Source organism: Ruegeria sp. G5, assembly GCF_056533365.1.
Genome location: NZ_JBQFOK010000002.1, coordinates 527,727 through 550,077, shown reverse-complemented (window position 1 = coordinate 550,077; position 22,351 = coordinate 527,727). Strand labels below are relative to the sequence as shown.

The 22,351-nt window shown below is 56.7% G+C and carries 18 protein-coding genes; 7 read left to right on the top strand and 11 right to left on the bottom strand.

Translation table 11 applies throughout. From position 1 onward, the window contains the following. Positions 1-29: 29 nt before the first annotated feature. A complete protein-coding gene (locus tag ACR0BD_RS05815; protein ID WP_480829345.1) occupies positions 30-1,112 on the bottom strand; it encodes a TRAP transporter substrate-binding protein in 1,083 nt (360 codons plus the stop codon). A 248-nt stretch (positions 1,113-1,360) separates the two neighbouring features. On the opposite strand from ACR0BD_RS05815, the gene ACR0BD_RS05810 reads away from it, so the two are divergent. Both ACR0BD_RS05810 and ACR0BD_RS05805 read left to right on the top strand, forming a co-directional pair. Then, positions 1,361-2,785 (top strand): cache domain-containing protein, encoded by a 1,425-nt coding sequence (locus ACR0BD_RS05810; RefSeq protein WP_480829344.1) that lies wholly within the window; start codon positions 1,361-1,363, stop codon positions 2,783-2,785. Beyond that, positions 2,782-3,429 carry a response regulator transcription factor gene (locus ACR0BD_RS05805; RefSeq protein ID WP_480693956.1) on the top strand — a complete coding sequence of 216 codons (648 nt, stop codon included), beginning with the start codon at positions 2,782-2,784 and terminating at the stop codon, positions 3,427-3,429. The genes ACR0BD_RS05810 and ACR0BD_RS05805 overlap by 4 nt, the downstream gene beginning before the upstream one ends. A 92-nt stretch (positions 3,430-3,521) precedes the next feature. Here ACR0BD_RS05805 and ACR0BD_RS05800 read toward each other — a convergent pair whose 3' ends face one another. Beyond that, a complete protein-coding gene (locus ACR0BD_RS05800; RefSeq protein WP_480829343.1) occupies positions 3,522-4,367 on the bottom strand; it encodes a HalD/BesD family halogenase in 846 nt (281 codons plus the stop codon). A gap of 424 nt (positions 4,368-4,791) precedes the next feature. Here ACR0BD_RS05800 and ACR0BD_RS05795 point away from each other — a divergent pair, with 424 nt between their 5' ends. The 3 genes from ACR0BD_RS05795 (at position 4,792) to ACR0BD_RS05785 (ending at position 8,215) form a co-directional block, all read left to right on the top strand. Continuing rightward, the gene (locus tag ACR0BD_RS05795) at positions 4,792-6,543 is read left to right on the top strand and encodes an acetolactate synthase 3 large subunit (RefSeq protein WP_480829342.1); all 1,752 of its coding nucleotides are present in this window, start codon (positions 4,792-4,794) and stop codon (positions 6,541-6,543) included. 67 nt (positions 6,544-6,610) lie between these two features. After that, on the top strand, positions 6,611-7,171 hold the full coding sequence (ilvN, locus tag ACR0BD_RS05790; protein ID WP_480829341.1) for an acetolactate synthase small subunit: 561 nt from the start codon (positions 6,611-6,613) through the stop codon (positions 7,169-7,171). Between the two features lie 291 nt (positions 7,172-7,462). After that, on the top strand, positions 7,463-8,215 hold the full coding sequence (locus ACR0BD_RS05785) for a helix-turn-helix domain-containing protein (protein ID WP_480829339.1): 753 nt from the start codon (positions 7,463-7,465) through the stop codon (positions 8,213-8,215). A 26-nt stretch (positions 8,216-8,241) separates the two neighbouring features. Here ACR0BD_RS05785 and ACR0BD_RS05780 read toward each other — a convergent pair whose 3' ends face one another. From ACR0BD_RS05780 to ACR0BD_RS05755, 6 genes are all read right to left on the bottom strand, one after another. Further along, entirely contained in the window at positions 8,242-9,018 is a 777-nt protein-coding gene (locus tag ACR0BD_RS05780; protein WP_480829338.1) for a DUF2189 domain-containing protein, read from the bottom strand. Positions 9,019-9,045: 27 nt separating this feature from the next. Next, complete coding sequence (locus ACR0BD_RS05775; RefSeq protein WP_480829337.1) at positions 9,046-10,446, bottom strand: amidase; 1,401 nt, start codon at positions 10,444-10,446, stop codon at positions 9,046-9,048. A gap of 183 nt (positions 10,447-10,629) precedes the next feature. Next, positions 10,630-11,754, bottom strand: a complete 1,125-nt coding sequence (gene prfB, locus ACR0BD_RS05770) for a peptide chain release factor 2 (RefSeq protein ID WP_170752641.1) — start codon at positions 11,752-11,754, stop codon at positions 10,630-10,632. Positions 11,755-11,844: 90 nt separating this feature from the next. Then, on the bottom strand, positions 11,845-14,334 hold the full coding sequence (locus ACR0BD_RS05765) for a penicillin-binding protein 1A (RefSeq protein ID WP_480829336.1): 2,490 nt from the start codon (positions 14,332-14,334) through the stop codon (positions 11,845-11,847). 95 nt (positions 14,335-14,429) lie between these two features. Continuing rightward, positions 14,430-15,647 (bottom strand): N-acetylmuramoyl-L-alanine amidase, encoded by a 1,218-nt coding sequence (locus tag ACR0BD_RS05760; protein WP_480829335.1) that lies wholly within the window; start codon positions 15,645-15,647, stop codon positions 14,430-14,432. Positions 15,648-15,713: 66 nt separating this feature from the next. Further along, positions 15,714-16,877, bottom strand: a complete 1,164-nt coding sequence (locus ACR0BD_RS05755) for a pyridoxal phosphate-dependent aminotransferase (protein WP_480829334.1) — start codon at positions 16,875-16,877, stop codon at positions 15,714-15,716. A 22-nt stretch (positions 16,878-16,899) separates the two neighbouring features. On the opposite strand from ACR0BD_RS05755, the gene ACR0BD_RS05750 reads away from it, so the two are divergent. After that, on the top strand, positions 16,900-18,258 hold the full coding sequence (locus ACR0BD_RS05750) for a M48 family metalloprotease (RefSeq protein WP_480829333.1): 1,359 nt from the start codon (positions 16,900-16,902) through the stop codon (positions 18,256-18,258). Then, positions 18,255-19,013, top strand: a complete 759-nt coding sequence (locus ACR0BD_RS05745; RefSeq protein WP_480693980.1) for a DsbA family protein — start codon at positions 18,255-18,257, stop codon at positions 19,011-19,013. The genes ACR0BD_RS05750 and ACR0BD_RS05745 overlap by 4 nt, the downstream gene beginning before the upstream one ends. Positions 19,014-19,070: 57 nt before the next feature. Here the strand turns inward: ACR0BD_RS05745 and ACR0BD_RS05740 are convergent, their stop codons facing one another. The 3 genes from ACR0BD_RS05740 to ACR0BD_RS05730 all read right to left on the bottom strand — a co-directional run bounded on the left by ACR0BD_RS05740 (position 19,071) and on the right by ACR0BD_RS05730 (position 22,323). Continuing rightward, on the bottom strand, positions 19,071-19,796 hold the full coding sequence (locus ACR0BD_RS05740; RefSeq protein WP_480829332.1) for a DUF1194 domain-containing protein: 726 nt from the start codon (positions 19,794-19,796) through the stop codon (positions 19,071-19,073). A gap of 119 nt (positions 19,797-19,915) precedes the next feature. Then, positions 19,916-21,037, bottom strand: coding sequence for a flavodoxin-dependent (E)-4-hydroxy-3-methylbut-2-enyl-diphosphate synthase (gene ispG, locus ACR0BD_RS05735; protein ID WP_480693984.1), 1,122 nt, complete (start codon positions 21,035-21,037; stop codon positions 19,916-19,918). Positions 21,038-21,108: 71 nt separating this feature from the next. Further along, complete coding sequence (locus ACR0BD_RS05730) at positions 21,109-22,323, bottom strand: helix-turn-helix domain-containing protein (protein WP_480829331.1); 1,215 nt, start codon at positions 22,321-22,323, stop codon at positions 21,109-21,111. Positions 22,324-22,351: the final 28 nt, after the last annotated feature.

Below are 22,351 nucleotides of genomic sequence, written 5' to 3'. Positions count from 1 at the left end.
GGGAAACCGTTTGAGCATTGAACCGCTGCTTAGCCGCGTACGCGGTCGCGCTGGGTTGTGTAGGCGTTCGACGACAGGTTCTGCCAAGCGGAAGAAGCGGCCATCGACGACATTGCGCTGTCGTGGATCTTCTTGAACAGCTCGTCGCCCATGTTTTCGTCCAGAACTTCTTGGCTGGCCTTACCAAAGGCATCCCAAACGCTGTCCGGGAATTCCAGAACCTTCACGCCGCCGGACTGCAGACGCTGCAGGGCAGCACCGTTGTTGGCCAGGAACTGCGCCAGGTTCCACTGGTGCGCCTCGGCCGCTGCGATCTCGATGATCTTCTGCTGTGCAGGTGTCAGTTCGTCGAATACGTCACGGTTGGTGGCCAGCGACAGACCCGCACCCGGCTCATGGAAGCCCGCAGTGTAGTAGGTTTTGGTGATTTCCTGGAAACCGGCTTTTTCGTCGGCCCACGGACCGATCCACTCGGTTCCGTCGATCGCGCCAGACGACAGCGCCTGATACACTTCCGAACCCGGAATGTTCTGAACGGACGCGCCGAGTTTACCCAGCGCCTGACCACCCAGACCCGGCATACGGAACTTCAGACCTTGGAAGTCCTCGGGGCCGTTGATCTCTTTCGCGTACCAGCCGCCTGCCTGTGCGCCGGTGTTACCAGCGAGGAAAGACTTCAGGCCGAAGATCGAGCCCAGCTCGTCATGCAGCTCCATACCACCATCATGGTAGTACCAGTTCACCAGTTCCTGCGCGGTCATGCCGAACGGAACAGCGGTGAAGAATGCGTAGCCCGGGTGCTGACCCACAAAGTAGTAGTCTGCCGCGTGGTACATGTCGGCCTGACCGGACGATACCGCGTCAAACACCTCGAACGCGCCAACCAGCTCGCCTGCGGCTTTGATTTCAACCGTCAGGTCGCCATCCGACATTGCAGTGATGCTGTCGGCGCTACGCTGAGCGGCGTCGAAAACACCCGCCAAGCCGCGACCCCACGATGTCACCATGGTCAGGGTGCGTTTACCCTGTGCGTAAGCCGGTGCTGCCAGCGTGGTGGCTGCAGCTGCCGAGCCGCCCAGAGCGGATGTTTTCAGAAATGAACGACGATCCATATGAGTGTTCCTCCCCTACATATCAAAACCCCCGGCCGTTGCCGGGGCAGTCGTTTTCAGTGCGGGCCAGCCTAATCACCGGGGTTTGAAAGGGAATACCTAGTACTACGTAGCCGGATGGGTTTTTTGGCGGCCGTTAGCGCTAAAATCGCGTTTGTTACATTAAAACTGGCTCGGAAAACATCACGCTTTGGGTATCCAGCCCAAAAATTTTGCATTTTCCTGCGCGCTTGCGTATCGATTCGACCATGAGGGGAATCCGCAACATCATCTCGTTGACCTACGGCCAGAAGCTGTCGCTTGTCGCTGCCATCCCGATGGTGGCTGCTGTGGCCGCGATTGCGGTGTTTGTAACCTATGAAGCGCGGGCAACTGCCGAACGGGAAATTCGCGCTCTGGAAGGCCGCCTGATCGAAGCGAAAAAAGAAGAGCTAAAAAATTACGTAACGCAGGCCCGCAACGGGTTTGCGTATATTTACGGCCGCGCATCCCCTGACGATAAAGTGGCACAAAACCTCGTCACTCAAATCCTGTCAGCGATGATCTACGGCAAAGACGGTTTCTTTTTTGTCTACGACTACGACGGAAACAACCTCGTCAGCCCGCGCCAGACACAGTTTATCAACCGCAACTGGGAAGGCCTGACCGATAGCGACGGTACTCCGGTCGTGGATGAGTTCATTCGCCTCGCCCGGCAAGGTGCCGGGTGGCACAGCTTTATGTGGCAAAAACCGTCGACCGGTGAAGAGGCGCAGATGATCGCGTACGTCGTCGGCCTGCAGGATTGGCGTTGGGCCGTGGGAACAGGCGTGTTTATTGACGACATCGTGGCCACTGTCGCGAACGCACGGGCCGAGGTCGAGGCGCGCGTTCAACGTACCTTCATGTATATCGGCGGTATCGTTCTGGCAGCCGTTTTGATTGTGTTCGCCTCTGGCATGCTGCTGAACTTCCGCGAACGGCGGTTGGCCGATGCCAAACTGAAAGAGCTGACCCAACGCGTCTTTGACGCGCAGGAAGAAGAGCGCGGCCGCGTTGCGCGCGAACTCCATGATGGGATCAGCCAGATACTGGTCGGCGTTCGGTACGCATTGGATAACGCCAGACGCCGCCTGTCACGCGGCGACGATGGCGGCGCGCGCGAACCGCTGAACAAAGGGATTGACCATCTTGGCACCGCCATTACCGAAGTCAGACGCATCAGCCGCGATCTGCGCCCCGGCGTGTTGGACGATCTGGGCCTTGGCCCTGCCCTTAAGGCGCTGACAGATGATTTTCGCGACCGTACCGGCATCGAAACCGAGTTTTCGACCGTCGTTTTCCGTAACCGCTTGGATCAGGACAGCAAAATCGCGTTGTACCGGATCGCGCAGGAAGCGTTGACCAACATAGAACGTCACTCGGGCGCGACCCACGTCACAATTGATTTGCGCGGCCACAAAAAAGGCGCAACGATGCGGATCACCGATAACGGTCGCGGCTTGCGCAGCGGTCCAGACCAGACAAGCACCGGAATCGGTCTGCGCAACATGCAAGAGCGGATCGAACAGCTTGACGGCTCGTTGCGCATCCTGTCATCGCGAAGTGGAACGGCGATCGAAGTTGGCTTGCCACTCAGCCATCTGCTGCCACCACAAGAAGAAGCGACCCCAAATCGAAAGGCCGGTACATGAGCGATCGCACGATCCGGGTTCTGATCGTCGACGACCATCCAATGGTTGCCGAAGGCATTCAGTCGATCCTGGAAAGCTATGACGAGATCACGGTGGTTGGAACGCTTGGTAGCGGTCAGGACGCTGTCGATCAGGCGGCAACGTTGGCGCCTGACGTCATCCTGATGGACTTGAACATGCCGGGTCTTGGTGGGCTAAGCGCGACAGAGATAATTCTCGAACGCCTGCCCGAGACGCGCATCCTGATCCTGTCGATGCATGACAGCCCCGAGTATATCTCGACCGCGCTCAGCCACGGCGCCAAAGGGTATGTCCTCAAGGACGTGCCCACTGACGAAATCAAGCAAGCCATAGATGTCGTCATGCAGGGCGGGCAATACCTGTGCACTGGTGCCAGTGGTTCACTCGAACCCAAGGGCGACAGCACCCGCGAAGCGCTAACGGGGCGAGAGCAGACCATCCTTTTGGAACTGGCACAGGGAAAGTCCAACAAAGAGGTCGCGCAAACGTTGGATATCTCGGTTCGCACCGTGGAAACACATCGCAAGAACATCAAACGCAAACTGGGGATCTCATCAACGGCGGGCCTGACGCGCTACGCTCTGGAGCATGGGGTTCTGCAAGGTACCAGCCCCGGGTTTTGACCCGCAGCGCGCAGCGCTGCCCGGCCCAACCGGCGAAGACGCGCCAAAGGCGTGTCGACAACGGGCGGGAGCGCTTTCACCCTTCCCGCCTGTCAATCCAACAGATTGTCTGCTCGTATCCCTTCCTTCGCATAATGATGCGGCAAAACCCGACCATATAGTTGCCGCGTTCGCTCAACACCGCCGCACATGCCCTCGGCCTCGACGAATGAGAAAATGCCGACGTATCGACGCCGTGGTCCGCTGACCGGTGCCACACGATGCAGGGAATATCGCCCTTTGAATATCTGCAGGTCGCCCGGCTGCAATTCCAACTGCCGAACCCGCGCGCGATTGCCAGCCAAAACAGACGCCACCGCATCAAAATTCTCTTCCCGCGCGTCGCGCAGGTTCGGTACATATTCAAACGCTCCGCCTTCTTCGCTGTTCTGAATGGCCAGCGTCACGGTGAAGTTGTTGGTATCAAAGTGCCATGGGAACCCTTGACCGCCTTCAACCATGTTTACAATCACATCAGCCAGCGGATCGTCGTATCGAAAGAATTTGTCCTCTGGCTCATTCAAGGCATCGCGGATGAATGGCAAAAAACCCTCAAACTCATAAATCCGCCTCAACGGCCCGGATTCCGAAAAGTTGTCTGCTGGGATGAACGCATTCGACCTGTCGAAAAAACTCCTGACAGGATGCGAAAGCGGTAAACTGGGATCGTCCTGCGTAAAATATGCATTGGTTCGGTTGAAAGACCGATGTGCTTTCGCAGCCTGCGCGTCAGCCTCGTCCAACAGCATCGCGACACCCTGCGCGTGAACAAAGCCTGGCAAAACAGCACATCCGTCCTGATCCAGTTCGCGCCGTAAATCGCGGATCAATTGATCATAAGCGCGCGAGCCTGGGCAATCGATCGGGTATCGGCCCAGATCCACAAGATCGTGCAGCATGAACCACCTCAACATTACTGAAAGGTCCAGACCAGCGTGACTCAGCTCTGACAAGGGATCATGCCCGTTTAAGACACCGCAATGACGCTTTCTGACTGATTGGAAAACGCGCGAATCCACGCAAGAAAACGCTCACATTCACGAAAATTCCCGTGATGCGTCAATCTGCGCAATAAAATGTCGCAAAATTCGTCACTGAGGATAGAAAATTGGTGCGATTGCCTGTTGACGGCCTCATCGCCCGCACATAATGTCCCCTCACGAAAAAAAGGAGCCTCTGGCGATGAGAACGCTAGTCGTAATCGTAGGAAAGACGCGCATGGGCCGGTAACGGTAAACCATAATTGAACCCATGCGCCTCCGAAAACCTCGGGGGCTTTTTTTTGGCAAACGCAAGACACATGTCGCGAACGGAGCAAAGCAGATGACACGTGAGATGACCGGCGCAAAGATGGTGGTTCAGGCCCTCAAGGATCAGGGCGTGGACACGGTATTCGGATATCCCGGCGGCGCCGTGCTACCCATCTATGATGAGATTTTTCTGCAAAACGACATTCGCCACATTCTGGTGCGGCACGAACAGGGCGCAGTTCACGCCGCCGAAGGGTATGCCAGGTCGACAGGCAAACCCGGCGTTGCGCTGGTGACATCGGGCCCGGGGGCCACGAACGCGGTCACCGGTTTGACAGACGCTTTGCTGGATTCGATCCCGCTGGTTGTTCTGACCGGTCAGGTACCGACATTCATGATTGGCTCGGACGCATTTCAGGAGGCTGACACCGTCGGCATCACGCGCCCCTGCACCAAGCATAACTGGCTGGTGAAGGATACCGATGCACTGTCCGAAACACTGCACGAGGCATTTCATGTCGCCACCTCGGGCCGCCCCGGCCCGGTGCTGATCGACATCCCAAAAGACGTTCAGTTCGCCTCTGGTGAATACAGCCCGCCGAAACCTTCGACTTCGCATTACCAGCCCGTTCTGAAGGGAGATCTGGAAGAGATCACCGAACTTGTTGCGGCGATGGAGACCGCTAAGAAACCTGTTTTCTATACAGGCGGTGGCGTCATCAACTCTGGCCCTGCCGCCAGCCAATTGCTGCGCGAGCTGGTCGACGCGACAGGCTTTCCAATCACCTCAACGCTGATGGGGCTGGGCGCATATCCCGCGTCGGGAGAGAACTGGCTGGGTATGCTGGGTATGCACGGTCTTTACGAGGCCAACCTTGCGATGCACGACTGCGATCTGATGATCAATATCGGCGCACGCTTCGACGACCGCATCACCGGTCGCATCGACGCATTCTCACCCAACTCGAAAAAGGCGCATATCGACATCGATCCCTCGTCGATCAACAAGGTGATCCGGGTCGATATACCCATTGTCGGCGATGTTGCACATGTTCTTGAAGATGTGCTGAAAGTCTGGAAAGCGCGTGGTCGAAAAACTGACGCAGCCTCAGTCGCGCAGTGGCAAGGTCAAATCAATGAGTGGCGCAAAATCAACTGCCTCGCCTATACCAACAGCGAAAAGTCAATCAAACCGCAATACGCGCTTCAACGTCTTGAGGAATTGACCAAGAACCACGACCGGTACATCACGACCGAAGTTGGTCAGCACCAGATGTGGGCAGCGCAGTACTTGGGCTTTGAAGACCCCAACCGCTGGATGACATCGGGGGGTTTGGGCACAATGGGCTACGGCTTCCCGGCGTCCATCGGTGTTCAGATGGCTCACCCAGATGCCTTGGTGATCAACGTGGCGGGTGAAGCTTCGTGGCTGATGAACATGCAGGAGATGGGTACAGCGACGCAGTACCGCCTGCCTGTAAAACAGTTCATCCTCAATAACGAACGTCTGGGCATGGTCCGCCAATGGCAGGAACTGCTGCATGGCGAACGTTACTCACATTCCTGGTCCGAGGCGTTGCCGGATTTCGTCAAGCTCGCCGAGGCATTTGGCGCGAAGGGCATCCTTTGTTCCGATCCGGCCGATCTGGACGACGCGATCATGGAAATGATCAATTATGACGGTCCGGTGATCTTTGACTGTCTGGTCGAAAAGCACGAAAACTGCTTCCCCATGATTCCGTCAGGCAAGGCGCACAACGAGATGCTGCTGGGTGAGGCCGAAACGCAGGGCGTTATCGACTCCAAAGGTTCGGTTCTGGTTTAACAAAATTCGTCGAATTTTGTCGGGCGCTCCGGTGTCCGACTTACGCAGGATGATGAAAGGGACATAAATGTCTGCCCTACATATCAAACAAGGCTCTACCCGCCATTCGGCCTATAACCTACGGCCCACCTTCTCGGATCTGCAGGAACGGCACACGATCGCGGTTCTGGTCGAAAACGAACCGGGTGTTCTGGCTCGTGTTATTGGCCTGTTCTCGGGCCGTGGATACAATATCGAAAGCCTGACCGTTGCCGAAGTCGACCATACCGGTCACCTGAGCCGGATCACTATCGTCACCACAGGTACACCCCAAGTTATCGAACAGATCAAAGCCCAGCTAGGGCGTATTGTCTCCGTCCGCGATGTGCATGATTTGACAGTCGAAGGATCCTCGGTCGAACGGGAGCTGGCGATCATCAAAGTCGTAGGTGAAGGTGACAAGCGGGTCGAAGCCCTGCGGCTGGCAGATATCTTTCGCGCAAATGTCGTCGATAGCACGCTGAACTCCTTCATTTTTGAAATCACCGGAGCGCCTGACAAGATCGACGCTTTTGCCGACCTGATGCGTCCGCTGGGCTTGGTCGAGATCGCGCGAACCGGCGTTGCCGCGCTTTTGCGCGGAGATTGAACATAGTGGCCCCGCAACACAAAAAACGACAGCTGCGGGGCTACAAATTCATGTATCTGTTTTTACGAGATTAAACTCACTCTGGGGTTTCTTTCCGTCATAAAACCTCGGAATTTTTAGACAAAATAGTCAAATGCCTATTGCGTTTGCGTTTTGGAACGCTAGCCTCGGCGCGTAACTTGGCGTTGGGATGCGTCAGTTAGGGTCTTCGTTACGATTGCTTGAAAGTGGTCGACCAATCGGTCGGGCAAACTGGGTTTACAAAAAAAACACCAAGTAACCGGGACGGAAATGAACAATAACAGCCGCAACCCAACTGAATTGCGCAAAGTGTTCGGCGCAAATTTGCGTCTACTTTCTCAGCAGTACCCCTCAATCTCAGAACTCTGCCGCCAGCTTGGTATCAACCGGACACAATTCAACAGATATCTGAGCGGTGAGAGCTTTCCGCGGCCGGACGTATTGGACCGTATCTGTCGCTTTTTTGACGTAGACGCACGTATTCTTCTGCGCCCGTTACATGAAATCGATCGCCCTGCCCCTCACCCGGCCGCAATGGCGCTCACTGATTTTCTGGGATCAGGACCAAAAACGCTGAATGAAAATCTTCTGCCAGCAGGGTTCTATTATGTGTCTGAGACAGCACTGGACAATTCACAACCCGCACGTCACAGAGTGCTCCATGCACGCCGTTTGCCGCAGTGCACGATGGTCCGCAGTTTTGAACCCCCGACCAACGACGCGTTGAACTCACCGCAAGCCCGCGAAGTTCAGGGCATTGCCGCATGCGCCGGGCATCAGATTTACATTCTGATGTCCAGTCGTGCGGCCCAGAATAGCAAAATCTACCTGATGAGCCGTGACGCCGATGAACAACTTGACAGGTGGCGTGGAGTCGCCATCTGCCTGTCAAAGACCACGGCAAACGCGACGACAATGCGTCGATTGAACTTACGTTATCTTGGTACGAAACCGGCCGGTGCACTTGCTGCTGCCCGCGCCGCGCGACATGCAGAGGCCGTCGCTGTCAAAGCAGCGATCTGACTGCAAACAACCCTTGGGTTTGCCGACTATGTTTCGGCTTCAGCTTGGGTAATTTGGCGATAAAGATGCCAACTTGCGTGGCCCAGTAATGGAAGCACAACCAATAGACCCAAAAACCACGGGATCATTGCGAGAAAGGTGACAACGGCCACAAACATCCCCCACACCAGCATGACAGGCAGATTCGCACTTACATAACTGTAGCTGGCGATCATGGCGGTTACGAAATCAAGCTCTCGATCCAAAAGCATCGGGATCGACAACACCGTAATCATGTACAAAAGCGTGGCGAAAATGGCCCCGACCACAGTCCCAACGGCCAGCATCATTAGCCCGTTGGCCGTCATGTATACCTCGAGTGAGGTTGACACGTTCGTCATAGTGGACAGCCCCATGAACAGCGCGAAAATCATGTGCCCCAGAAAAAACCAGAACAGGAACACCACGACAATTATGGCGCAAATCGAGGGCAACTGACGGCGTCCCTGCTGCACGACAACTCCGAAAATCGACCGATAGGCCAGCGGCTCTCCTTGTTCCAGCCGATGAGACACCTCATAAAGTCCGACGGCAGCAAAAGGGCCCAGCAACGGAAATCCGATGGCTGCAAGCACAAGCCAGTAGGATGTCTGGGTTTGCACCGTAACCAAGGCCATTGCCCAACCAGCCAAAACGTAAAACCCGGCAAACAGCAGTCCAAAGACAGGCGCGCGCCGATAGTCGGCCCACGCCTTGCGCAACGCCTCGCGCAGCATGTCTGTCGTTGCTGGACCCATTTTCGGAACACCAAACGGCTTTTCCATTCTGTGTTATTCCTCCCTAATTCCGCCCTATGGCCGGGCAGGTTTATTTTGCGGCCACTGGGTTGCAGCATGATAAGCGGCCCCAATCGACAAAAGCCGCGCATCCGCGCCACGCGGGCCGAATATCTGCATTCCCATCGGTAGACCGTCATCACCAAAGCCCACCGGAACCGACAAGCATGGCAACCCAATCAAGCTGACCGGCGTCATGACCTGCATCCAGCGATGATAGGTATCCATTTTTGTATCCGCGATTTCGGTCGGATACGGTGTTTCTATCGCGAATGGCCATACCTGGGCCGACGGCAGTATCAATGCGTCGTAGCTTTCGAATTGGGTGAGCGCATGCCTGAACCACTCAGTCCGTTCAGCGCTGGCGCGATGGACCTGCATCGCAGTCAAAGCCAATCCGCGATCCAACTCCCACTGCGCTGTGTCTTTCAGCATAGACCGGTGTTCCGTCAGCGGCGCCAGGCTGGATGCAACGCTCCACGATCTCAGGGTTGTCCAGCTATCCCAGATACGTTCGGCTTCGAAACCAGGCGTTACTGCTTCGACATTCGCCCCCATGTCTTCCAGAACTGAAACAGCGGACAGACAGAGGTCGGCAACCCCAATTTCATATGGAAACGCCCCCGCCCAATCCCCAAGCCAGCCAATCCGTAAACCTTTTAGGTCCGCGATTGAAACAGGAGACACCGATGTACTTTCCACGCTCAAAGGTTGCCTTGGATCAGGGCCCGATATCACATCCAAAAGCAGACCTATATCCTCTGGACTTCGCGCCATTGGACCTAAGGTTGAAAGCTGATGTAAGAACGCGTCACCTACAGGTTCTGCCGGCACCCGCCCCCAACTGGGCCTGAACCCATAAACATTGTTCCACGCGGCCGGGTTTCGCAGGCTGCCCATCGCGTCCGACCCATCCGCCAATGCCACCATTCCGGTTGCCAAGGCAACGGCTGCGCCGCCCGATGAGCCACCGCATGTTCTGGTGTCATCATATGGGTTGCATGTCGCGCCATAGACCGGGTTGAACGTGTGCGAACCCAACCCGAACTCAGGAACGTTGGTCTTTCCGATCAAAATCGCCCCCGCAGCCCGCATCCGGGCCGCAATCAGATCGTCCTTGTCCGGCACGTGATCCCGAAACAAAGGAGATCCCTGTGTCGAAACAACCCCCGCTACATTGACCAGATCCTTGACCGCAATGGGCAAACCATGCAGTGCCCCTTTGCTAGGTGCTTCGTCCAACGCTCTGGCTTCGGCCATCAGATCGTCTTCGTCGCGCAAACCGACAATCGCGTTCAACGGACCATTGAGCGCCGCGATACGGTCCAAGGTCGCGCGCATGACATCCGCGACAGACAAATGACCCTTGGCCATCTCATTCAAAAGCGCTGTCGCAGTTACCTGACTTAAATCCATTGATCCCTTTGGTCCACGTATACTCTCGTATGCGCAGCCTAGCGGGGGCTCTTCGCCAATTAAACCCACAGTTTCAATGTATCTTTTCAGGGCTTAATCCGTACAACCGGATCCCTTCATCTGGCCCTAAATATCCCGGGGGAGACGCGCAAAGCGCGGCGGGGGCAGAGCCCCCGACCAAGATCAATCGCCTTGCGCTTCCGATCGGCTTTTGCCTGCAACATCCAAAGCAAGTGTCGCCGCCATAAAACCATCCAGATCCCCATCAAGAACACCCTTAGTGTCCGAGGTTTCATGATTGGTTCGCAGGTCTTTGACCATCTGATAGGGCTGCAATACGTAGGATCGGATTTGGTTACCCCAACCCGCATCCCCCTTGGCCTCATGGGCTGCGTTGATATCTGCGTTCCGACGATCCAGTTCCTGCTGATACAGACGCGATTTCAGCGCCTTCATAGCAATATCCCGGTTCTGGTGCTGAGACTTTTCCGAACTGGTAACAACGATCCCCGTGGGAATATGCGTGATCCGAACAGCTGAGTCGGTTGTGTTCACGTGCTGCCCACCAGCGCCCGAAGACCGGTACGTGTCGATACGGATATCTGCCGGGTTCACTTCGATCTCGATATTGTCATCAACAACCGGATACACCCAGACCGAACTAAATGATGTGTGCCGTTTGGCCGCCGAGTCATAGGGCGAGATACGCACCAAACGGTGCACGCCACTTTCCGATTTCAGCCAGCCATAGGCGTTATGCCCGGAAATCTTGTAAGCGGCCGACTTGATCCCGGCCTCTTCACCTGCTGTCTCGGATTGCAGCTCGACCGTGTAACCCTTCTTTTCAGCCCACCGCACATACATCCGCGCCAGCATCGAGGCCCAGTCACAGCTTTCGGTTCCACCTGCGCCCGAGTTGATCTCAAGAAACGTGTCATTGCTGTCGGCCTCACCGTCCAGCAAAGCTTCCAGCTCTTTCTTGGCGGCCTTTTCGCCAAGCGCCTTGATCGCACCTTCAGCATCGGCGACGACCTCGTCATCCTCTTCCATCTCGCCCAGTTCGATCAGCTCGATATTGTCGCTGAGATCTGTCTTGATGGTTTCATAGGTCTCAATCGCATCAACCAGCATCTGACGCTCGCGCATCAGCTTCTGTGCGTTCTCGGGGTTGTCCCACAGGTTCGGGTCTTCAACGCGCGCATTGAATTCCTCGAGACGATGAGGCGCTGTTTCATAGTCCATGCGCTGCGCCAGCAGCTCTAGCGACTTTTCGATTTCCGCCACGATGTTCTGGGTTTCGGCGCGCATGGTCAGGTCCCAACTTGCTCAAACAGGCCTGCGTGATAGCAAGAGCTTGGGGCCACCACAAGACAGCGCAGCCCCGAAAGCGCAAGTGGGTCAGTAAAGCCCGCCGCCCTGCAGTTCGCCCTGGCTGGCATTGGGTCCAACGGTGATCGTGTTTCCGGTAGACGTGGTGACCTGACGACCCGAACTGTTGACCTCTTCGAACAACGGCAGGTCGGAGCCCATCGCAAAACCACCGTCGTAAACGCGGTCGATAAAGCCGTCGACGCCATCACGGAAATACTCGGCCACAACATAGTCACCGGCCGCATCCGCAGGAAGGCGCGCGCCGCTAAAGCGGTCGATCTTGATGAAATGCCCGCCCTCCGGCACGTCAAACGGACCGCCGCCGTATTTCTCGACGGCATGCTCCATAAAGCTCTGGAACACCGGGCCGCACATCGTGCCGCCATAGGCCCCCCGCCCCATCGGGCGCGGACGGTCGTAGCCGATATAGCAACCGGCCACGATGTTGGACGTGAAGCCAATGAACCATGCGTCTTTGGATTCGTTGGTCGTGCCGGTCTTGCCAGCAGTCGGCACCGGCAGGTTCACATGGGCCGAAGCTGTGCCGCGATCGACCACGCCCTTCATCATAGATGTCAACTGATACGCTGTGATCGCGTCCATAACCTGCCAACGGTCGGTTTCGATCGTGGGCGACTCGTCGGGTTCAAGCCACGCAGAATTACAGTCCAGACATTGGCGGTCATCATGGCGATAGATTGTCTTTCCGAACCGGTCCTGAATACGGTCCACAAGCGTAGGTTCGACCCGCTCGCCTCCGTTGGCGAACATGGCGTAGGCAGCAACCATTTTGTACAGGGTCGTTTCTTCGGACCCCAGCGAGTTGGCCAGAAACGCGCCCATTCGATCGTATACACCGAACCGCTCTGCATAGCCTGCGACCACCGGCATCGTGACCTCTTGGGCCAGACGGATCGTCATCAGGTTCCGAGATTGCTCAATCCCGGTTCGCAAAGGCGTCGGGCCATAAAACTTGTTGGACGAGTTCTTGGGCCGCCACAAACCCTGCGGTGTGTTGACCTCAATCGGTGCGTCAACGACGATAGTTGCCGGGCTATAGCCACTGTCCAGCGCCGCCGCATAGACAAACGGCTTGAAGCTGGACCCCGGCTGGCGCTGCGCCTGAGTGGCCCGGTTAAACACCGAATCCTGGTACGAAAATCCACCCTGCATCGCCAGAACACGGCCCGAGTTCACGTCCATCGCGACAAAGCCGCCCTGTACCTCGGGTACCTGACGCGCAGACCACTGACCGTCTTCGCTGGCCATGACGAGGATCACATCACCACGTTTGAAATTGTCGAAGAAATTCCCCTGCATCCACTGGATGTCCGAGCGCGGAACGATACCATCCGCCGGGCCACCTTCGACGCCAACGGTCAAAGCCTGATCAGCCACGTTCAGCACAACAGCAGGATACCATTGCGTTGGCAACACTACGTCACGCGGGATTTCCATAACCGACAGCGCCTCGCGCCACTGGGCCTCATCCCCCAACTTTTCCTCGGGGATCACTTCGTCCGTGCCGCGCCACCGACCACGTGAGCGGTCATATTTCTGCAAAGCGGTCCGCAGAGCCTTGGCAGCCTCAACCTGCATTTCTTCGTCAACCGATGCGCGAACGGTGAAACCACCCGTAAAGAATTCACCTTCGCCGAAGTCCTCGCTCAACTGGCGGCGTATCTCGTCGGTAAAGTAGTCACGCGGTGGCAGAGCAGTGCGAAAGCTTTCAAAGTCGCCATTTTGGACTGAGCGCAGCGGTTGCGCGACCTCAGTCTCATACGTGGCTTTGTCAATATAGCCGTTCTGGTTCATCTCGCGCAGCACATAATCCCGACGGGCCAACAAACGCTCTTTCTCGCGCACCGGATGGTAATCTGAGGGTGCTTTTGGCATGGCAGCCAGCGTGGCCGCTTCGTGCGGGGTCAGCTCTTGCAGGGTTTTGTTGAAATAGGTCTGAGCCGCCGCCGTCACGCCGTAAGAGTTCTGGCCAAGGAAAATCTCGTTCATGTAGAGTTCGAGGATTTGTTCCTTATCCAGCGTATCCTCAAGGCGCGTTGCAAGGATGATCTCTTTGATTTTTCGCTCAGCACGGCGATCGCCAGACAAAAGGAAATTCTTCATGACCTGCTGCGTGATGGTCGATGCACCACGGACGTTTTCCCCTTTGGACTTAACCGCTTCGACACCGGCCGCGAGTATACCGCGCGGGTCATAGCCCTGATGGGTGTAAAAGTTCTTGTCCTCGGCGGAAATAAACGCCTGTTTCACCAGATCGGGAATTTCCTCGGATGGGGTGAACAAGCGGCGTTCCTGCGCGAATTCATCAATCAGTAGGCCTTCGCCCGAGTAAATCCGGCTGATCGTAGGGGGCTTGTATTGCGCCAGTGATTCATGGCTGGGCAAATCCCGACCATACATCCAGAAGATCGCACCAATCACCAGTGCGGCCATGAAGAAACCCAAGGTGACGAGGCTGAAGATCGCCCCGAAAATCGAAAGAATGAAACGGATCACGTTACTGCCTTTTGCTCGCGGTGCCGCCTATATAGTTATGCCCCTGCGCGGGGTCAAAACACGATAGCTTATATTAGCCGTTTTGCGCCGTCGGGTCACTGACCAATCAGTGATCGCCTGATCAAGTCTTCCTGACGCCAGTTTTCCAAGCCGTCACGAATCCCGCGCGCCATGCCCTGACGCCAGCCCGGATTCCTGATGTTTTCGAGATCGCGTTGGCTGGATAGAAACCCAAGTTCGATCAAAACCGAAGGAATATCCGCCGCTTTCAAAACTGAAAAGGACGCTGTCCGGATCGGATGGCTGTTCATCGGCCCCCCTTGTTGCGTCATTCCATTGGCCAGCGACCGCGCCAGCGCATCCGTGCGCGGCTTTGTTTCCTGACGCGCCATATCCAACAGCACATCCGCCACCTGATCATCAGCCCCGCTGAGGTCGATTCCCGAAATCAAATCGCCGCGGTCATGACGCTCGGCCAATTTGTGGCTGGCGACGTCCGAGGCGTCATCTGAAAGCGTATAGACAGCCGCCCCGTGCGCGCGCCCTTCTGAAAGAATATCTGCGTGCAACGAGATAAATACGTCTGCCCCCGCGCGGTGCGCCAAGGCGATGCGACGCTCGAGCGATACAAAGTGATCATCAACCCGTGTCATGACAACCTCGTACCCGCCCGCCCGTAACAGCATCTCACGTAATTCCCGTGCAAAGGTCAGCATAAGCGTTTTTTCGTTCAGCCCATCGACTTCGGCACCAGGGTCGATGCCACCATGGCCGGGGTCCAGCATGACCCGCAAAGGTTGCGGACCGTCAGTTGGCTGCGCTGGCAGAACGGTCGGCTCTGGCAAATCCCAACCCGGTTGCCGTGGAGCACCCGACGAGGCGGCGAAATTTTCGAGCTCGACCCCTTTCAGATTAATGGCCAACCGCGCAGCGCCGGTCACCTGATCAACGCGTAAATCCGCAGTGTCGACCACCATAGGTGCACCAAGTTCCAAAACCATGCGGGACCACCCAGGGACGTATGCCCCAAAACGGACGTCCGTTATCTGGTCCGTTCGCAAAAAGTCATCATGGATCAGCCCAGTCCAGTCCACCTCTTTGAAATCCAGGACCACGCGATATGGGTCCGTGAGGGTAAAGACTCGGTAGGGAACGCCCTGCGTCAAACCCAGTTCGACCCGAACTTTGGCCCGGTCTTCGTCGACTACGCGGCTTTCGTCCGGCAAAACGCGCGCCAAAGCACTGAAATCATGCGCGATTGCAGCACTGGCAAGCGCCCATACAAGCGCTATAGAGAAGATAATCCTGCTCATGGCCTCAAGTTTTCCCGAGATCGTTTGGAAAACAGCCTACCCCACAAGCGTCGTGTTGTGAACGCCTTAGGCTTTGACGGCCATTCTGGGACGATCGGCCATGAACCGTTCCAGGCGCTTCAGACCCTCAGCGATGTCGTCGGTTGAACGGGCATAGGAAAACCGCAGCGTTGTGTGGCCACGTTGTAGATCAAAATCCAACCCCGGTGTAACAGCCACGCCCGCCTTGTCCAAAATCTCGGCCGCAAAGGCCCGGCTGTCATTTGTCAGATCGGACACGTCAGCGTAGACGTAAAACGCGCCGTCCGGTGGCGCTATGTTTGCGAAGCCTGCCTTTGGCAGGCCTTCCAGCATCAGCGCCCGGTTTCGTCGGTAAACATCCAGATTGGCCTGCAATTCGTCATCACACCCCATCGCCGCCAACGCCGCAACCTGGCTGGCATGCGGCGCGCAAATGAACATGTTCTGCGCGATCCTTTCGACCACACGCACCTGATCTTCGGGTACAACCATCCATCCGACGCGCCATCCCGTCATCGAAAAATACTTGGAGAAGGAATTGATGACATAACACTCGTCCGTCAGTTCTAGCGCAGTGACGGCTTTGGCCTCGTACTCGAGCCCGTGGTAAATCTCATCGCTTATGAAGGATGCGCCCTGCCCGTGGGCTGCGTCAATCAATGCAGCCATCGACGCACGATCCAGCATTGTGCCGGTCGGGTTGGCAGGGGATGCGACCATCAAACCCTGTAAATCAAGACCCGCGAAATCGGCTGCCACGGGTTGCAAACGGTTTTCGGGTGCAGTGGGCAAGTCAACCGGAACCAGACCAAGCGCTTTCAGAATCTGGCGGTATGACGGGTATCCCGGCGCACCGATCCCGACGCGGTCGCCACTGTCAAAAAGCGCGGTGAACGCCAGAAGGAACCCACCAGAAGACCCCGGCGTAATCACCACACGATCCGGGTTCAAATCCACGTTGTACCATTCGCCATACATCTGCGCGATCCGTTGGCGCAAGGCAGGCAAACCCAAGGCAACCGTATACCCCAAAGGCCCGTGCTGCATTGCTGTCGCCAACGCTTTGGTTGCGTCTTTTGGGGCTCCGGTTCCGGGTTGACCGACTTCCATGTGAATGATGTGTTCACCGGCTTCTTCGGCTTTGCGCGCGGCCTCCATCACGTCCATCACGATGAAGGGATCGACCCCGGACCGGGTTGAGTTTCGCATGCCCATCTCCCATGTTGCTTGTATGGCTTTTGAACGTGTATCCAGGCTGGCGTCAATCCCGGCCCTGTTGCTGATGGCAGTGACATGGGTTGCAGGTACCGTTCAGTCCAGTGCACAAAGCCTGATCCGCGATCCGGACATAGAATACGGCCTGCGTGAACTGGCCTTTCCCATCCTCAGGGCGGCGGGCCTGAACACGAACCGGGTTCAAATTCTGGTGGTCTATGACAGCACGTTCAACGCCTTCGTCATCGATCACAATACGATCTACCTGAACTACGGCCTGATCCTGACCGTTGAAAACCCCGAGATGCTGCAAGCCGTCATCGCACATGAGGCCGCACATATAGCCAATGGACACCTCGCCCGGCGATCAGAAAACCTAAGGGCTGCACAGCGCAAAGCGCAGCTTGGTACGGCTCTGGCCCTGGTTGTTGGTGCCGCCGGAGGTGGAGAAGCCGCGCTTGGTATCGCAGCTGGAACCTCATCAGCGTCTCTTCGCAGTTTTTTGGGCCATACCCGGGCCGAAGAATCTGCGGCTGATCGCAGCGCAGCCAGCTACCTGCGCGCGGCAGGGATTTCCCCGATCGGTATGGTTGATTTGCATCGAAAGTTCGCTGGCCAGGAATTGCTGAGCGAAATCAATCAGGATCCCTATATGCGCTCGCACCCCACCAGCCGTGAGCGGTTGCGCGCAGCAGAAACCTTTTTAGATGAATTTGGCGACAAGGCCGCGAATAACAGACGTGCAGATTATTGGTTCGCACGGGTCAAGGGAAAGCTTTCGGCCTTTATACGATCTCCGGCCTGGACCATGCAGCGGGCGAAAGAAGAAAACGCGCGCGATATCCGTATGATGCGAGAGGCGGCCGCCTATCACCAGAACCGTGACTTGATCAACGCCCGGGCCGCGATAGATGAGGCGCTGACCCTTCGTCCTGACGATCCCTATTACCTGGAACTGAAAGCGCAGATTTTGCTGGAGAACCGCCAGATCAAGGATGCCGTTGCGGCATACGGACGCGCCGTTGACATGGCCCCGAACAATCCGCTGATCCTTGCGGGGTACGGTCGTGCGCTTTTGGCACACGGTCAAACCAAGAATGCCTTGCAAGCCCTTGAAAAAGCACGTGCCAGAGACCATCGTAATGCCAGATTGATGCAGGACCTCGGGGTTGCGTATTCGAAAACCGGCAACAACGGTATGGCGTCGATGGTAACGGCCGAAAGATATGCCTTGCAAGGCCGGCTGGCTGATGCAGGTATTCATGCAAGACGCGCCATCGGGCAACTTCCCGAAGGTTCACCCGGTTGGCAAAGAGCGCAGGACGTTCTTATTGCCTCAGAACGAGCGAATAAAAAGAAAAGGAAACGGAAATGATCCTCAGACATGCTGCACCGGCCCTTCTGGGGCTTTCCCTGATCACCGGCCCTGCACAGGCACTGGACCTCAACACCATGAGCGCCGCCGAGAAAGAGCAATTCGGCGCGCAAGTCCGAGAGTACCTTTTGGAAAACCCCGAGGTGATCATCGAGGCCATCAACATTCTTGAGCAGCGCAACGCAGTCGCCGAAGCCGCCGCGGACAAGGAACTTGTCGCCGTAAACGCGGAAGAGCTGTTCAACGACGGTTATAGCTGGGTTGGTGGCAACCCGGACGGCGACATCACATTGGTCGAGTTCATGGACTACCGCTGTGGCTATTGCCGACGCGCGGTACCCGAGGTTGCAGAACTCTTGGCGAAAGACGGCAATATCAGGCTGATCATCAAAGAGTTCCCAATCCTGGGGGACGCATCGGTCATATCCTCTCGATTTGCCGTAGCGACTAAGCACGTTGCGGGCGACGATGCGTATAAACAGGTACATGACGCGCTGCTGGAATTCAGCGGCGAACCTACCGAAGTCACACTGCGCCGTATCTCAGACGGTCTGGGATTGGACAGCGACGCAATCTTTACTGCGATGAACAGCGATCGCGTTACTGATGAGATCAATCAAACGCGTGAATTGGCGCGTCGCATGCAGATTTCTGGAACGCCCTCATTTGTTATGGGTAATGAAATGCTGCGCGGTTATCTGTCTGCCGATCAAATGCTGCAGATTGCTGACGTAATCCGTTCGGAACAGGGCTAATGGCCTTGGGGTGGCTCATCTTGCGCCACCCCGCCGCAACAACACGTCGGCGTGAGATTATTCGTTCGAAACCTGATATTGACGCGCGACCGACATCGGAATCTCGCGCAATAGTTTTCGCCTGAGCGCGTCGGCATAGTCAGCGTATCCCGCAGCAATTTCGACGAACGCGCCATGTCCCGAAATGACGTGCGTCACGTAATAGGACAGCACTTCGGGATCGGCACCTTCAATGACCAACGCATTGACGGTGACCCCCTGCATGACATCCATTTCTCTGGCGACATGCGGGCGGAAACCGTTGTTGTGTTTTCCGTCTCCTGACACATCGATCACCCGCCGCCTGCATTTCGGTCCATACTCAAACATATGCGCGCCGAATGCCACGGCGGGGCCGATGCCCGTGCCACCGGTCGCACTTCTGGGGGCAGCAAGGACGTCTGCTGCAACCGCTCGCAGCCCGATTTCATCCTTAACAAGCCGCCATGCAGCGATTTGATTCTGCTGACGGGAATCCGACCATTCGTAAACCAAAAAGGCAACGCCACCAGGTTGCGCCGAGACTACTGTGACAACATCGGGGTCCAGCAACGCCACAGCTAAACCTTCGCGCTGTAGCTGGTGTTCATCCGCATCGACACTGCCTGAAACATCCAGCGCAAACGCAAGCGCCAACTCACAGGATCGAGCCTCAACAGTTGAAATGACAAAGGCGAGGAAAAGGAAAACGGCGCGGCGCAACATAGCCAAAGCTTGCCTCCACAGCTTAAGGCCCGTCAACACTGGGATCGTGAGTTCGCGTCAAGTTCAACAAGCCGCTTGTCAGAGCTGATGTCGCCACGAGATCGGCCTGTGGCTTTTTTTGCGCCACCGCAACAACAAGCCCAAGCAGCCAATATGGCTTACTCAGCCGCTTCGGCGGTTGCTTCTATTTCTGCTGCTTTCTTTTCGACCTGCTCTACGATGTGGTCGATCATTTGGTCATTCGACATCTTGTGGCTGGCTTTTCCCGCCAGATAGACCATGCCTGACCCCGCACCCCCGCCGGTAAAGCCGACATCCGTCATCAGGGCCTCACCGGGGCCATTCACCACGCAGCCGATGATCGACAAGCTCATCGGGGTTTTGATGTGCTCTAACCGGTGTTCAAGCGCCTCGACGGTCTTGATGACATCAAAACCCTGTCGCGCACAGGACGGGCAGGAAATAATGTTAACACCGCGATGACGCAGCCCCAGTGACTTCAGGATTTCATAACCGACTTTAACCTCTTCGACCGGGTCTGCGGATAGGCTGACGCGAATTGTGTCGCCGATCCCCATCCATAGCAGATTTCCCAGACCGATCGCCGATTTGATGGTGCCCGAGACGAGCCCACCCGCTTCGGTGATACCCAAGTGGATAGGTGCATCCGTGGCTTCCGCGATGCCCTGATAGGCGGCTGCCGACAGGAACACGTCGCTGGCCTTGACGCTGATCTTGAAGTTGTGAAAGTCGTTATCTTCCAGAATGCGGATATGCTCTAACCCGCTTTCAACCATCGCTTCGGGGCATGGTTCCGCGTATTTCTCCAGAAGGTGTTTTTCAAGGCTGCCCGCATTGACCCCAATGCGGATCGAACAATCATGGTCGCGCGCGGCCTTGATCACTTCTTTGACGCGCTTTTCATCCCCGATATTGCCGGGATTGATCCGCAGGCACGCGGCGCCGGCCTCGGCCGCCTCGATACCGCGGCGATAGTGGAAATGGATGTCCGCAACGATTGGAACCGGGCTTTCGCGCACAATCTCTTTCAACGCTTTCGAGGAGGCTTCGTCAGGGACAGAAACTCGCACGATATCAGCACCCGCCTCAGCCGCTGCCTGAACCTGCGCAACGGTCGCCGCGACATCGGTCGTCAGCGTGTTGGTCATCGTTTGCACGGCAATGGGTGCATCACCCCCTATCGGCACGTCACCGACCATGATCTGGCGGGATTTGCGGCGATAGATGTTACGCCACGGGCGAACGTGATTAAGGGACATGGGAACGGGTCCAAGACTACCTGAGTTGCGCTTTTAGATAGTCCGCCTGCCCATGCATCGCAATGGTAAGATCACTCGGCTTCGCTGTTGACTTCCTGCGCCTGCAGTTCAGCAACCAATTGTTTGAGCGCGCTGTTCTGTTCGGCCTCAAGATCCGCTACCTCGTACCGCTCGGCAACCGCGTCTTTGGACAGAACAACCCCTTTGGCCACGGTTCCCGGCGCACCAACAGGGCCAAAATGCTCACCATTCATCGAGAAATACACCGAGCCCGAGGCCCCTGCCCTCAGCTGCGGCGGTTCTTCTGTCAAAGGCACCTCGAAGGTGTTGCCTTGTTCAACAGTCCCTAGCGTTCCTTCGAAGATGACACTGCCATCAGCCGCGGTCACGCGCATCCAGGACGGATTCACTGCTACGATCTTAAGCGTGGTGTCAAGTTGCTCGACCACTTGAGGCAGGATGGGGCGTTCGACGGTGTGTACCTCTGCCACCTCGATCTTTGGGGGCTCGGGTGGTTGGAAGGTCCCGACCCGACGCGGATCAAGGGTCGAGATCGGCGCATCACGCGCCACCAGAACCGGTACGTCTAAGGCCTGAGGTCGATAAAGCCGGTCCAACGCTTCGACAGTTGGCGCGTCGACCGCAGCAACATCGTCATCGCTTACGGCGCTGCGTGCTGCATCCAGCGGGTCCAGATCGGACAAAACAACCGGAGCCTGTTCCACCGGACTGACCTGTACCTGCTGAATCTTGTTCAGCACAGCCCAACCGCCATAGCCAATGCCGCAAATCACTGTCAGCAGAACCAGCGAAGATCCGATCGCACGAGGCTCGATCTGGCTGACGATCGACTCGCGCCCGGGAATGTAAGGTGTATTTGGCGAGGTAAACGGGTCGCGCCCCATCGGGCCGCGCGCGGGCAGACCGCCTGTGGGTTTGCGAACAACCGAGGCTTCGGCAGACATGCCGTGGGCCACTTCGAACCCGCTTTCAGCGCAGAACTCGGCGAAGGTTTCGTCTGGGTTCATGCCCAGATAACGCGCGTAGGAGCGAACGTAGCCTGCAATAAAGCCCGGAGTATCGAAAGCGTCCGGATCAGCATCCTCAATGGCGGCAATGTAGTTGGCTTTGATACGCAGTTCACGCTGAACATCCAGAAGAGACTTGCCCATCGTCGCACGTTCACCGCGCATCCTGTCGCCAAGTCGCACCTCGTAATCGTCAAAGCCCTTAGGCCGGACGTCGGTGTCGTCTTCGGAATCGCGCTGAGATCTGCGCCCAATCATCCCTGCTGCCCCATTCTGCCTACGCGTG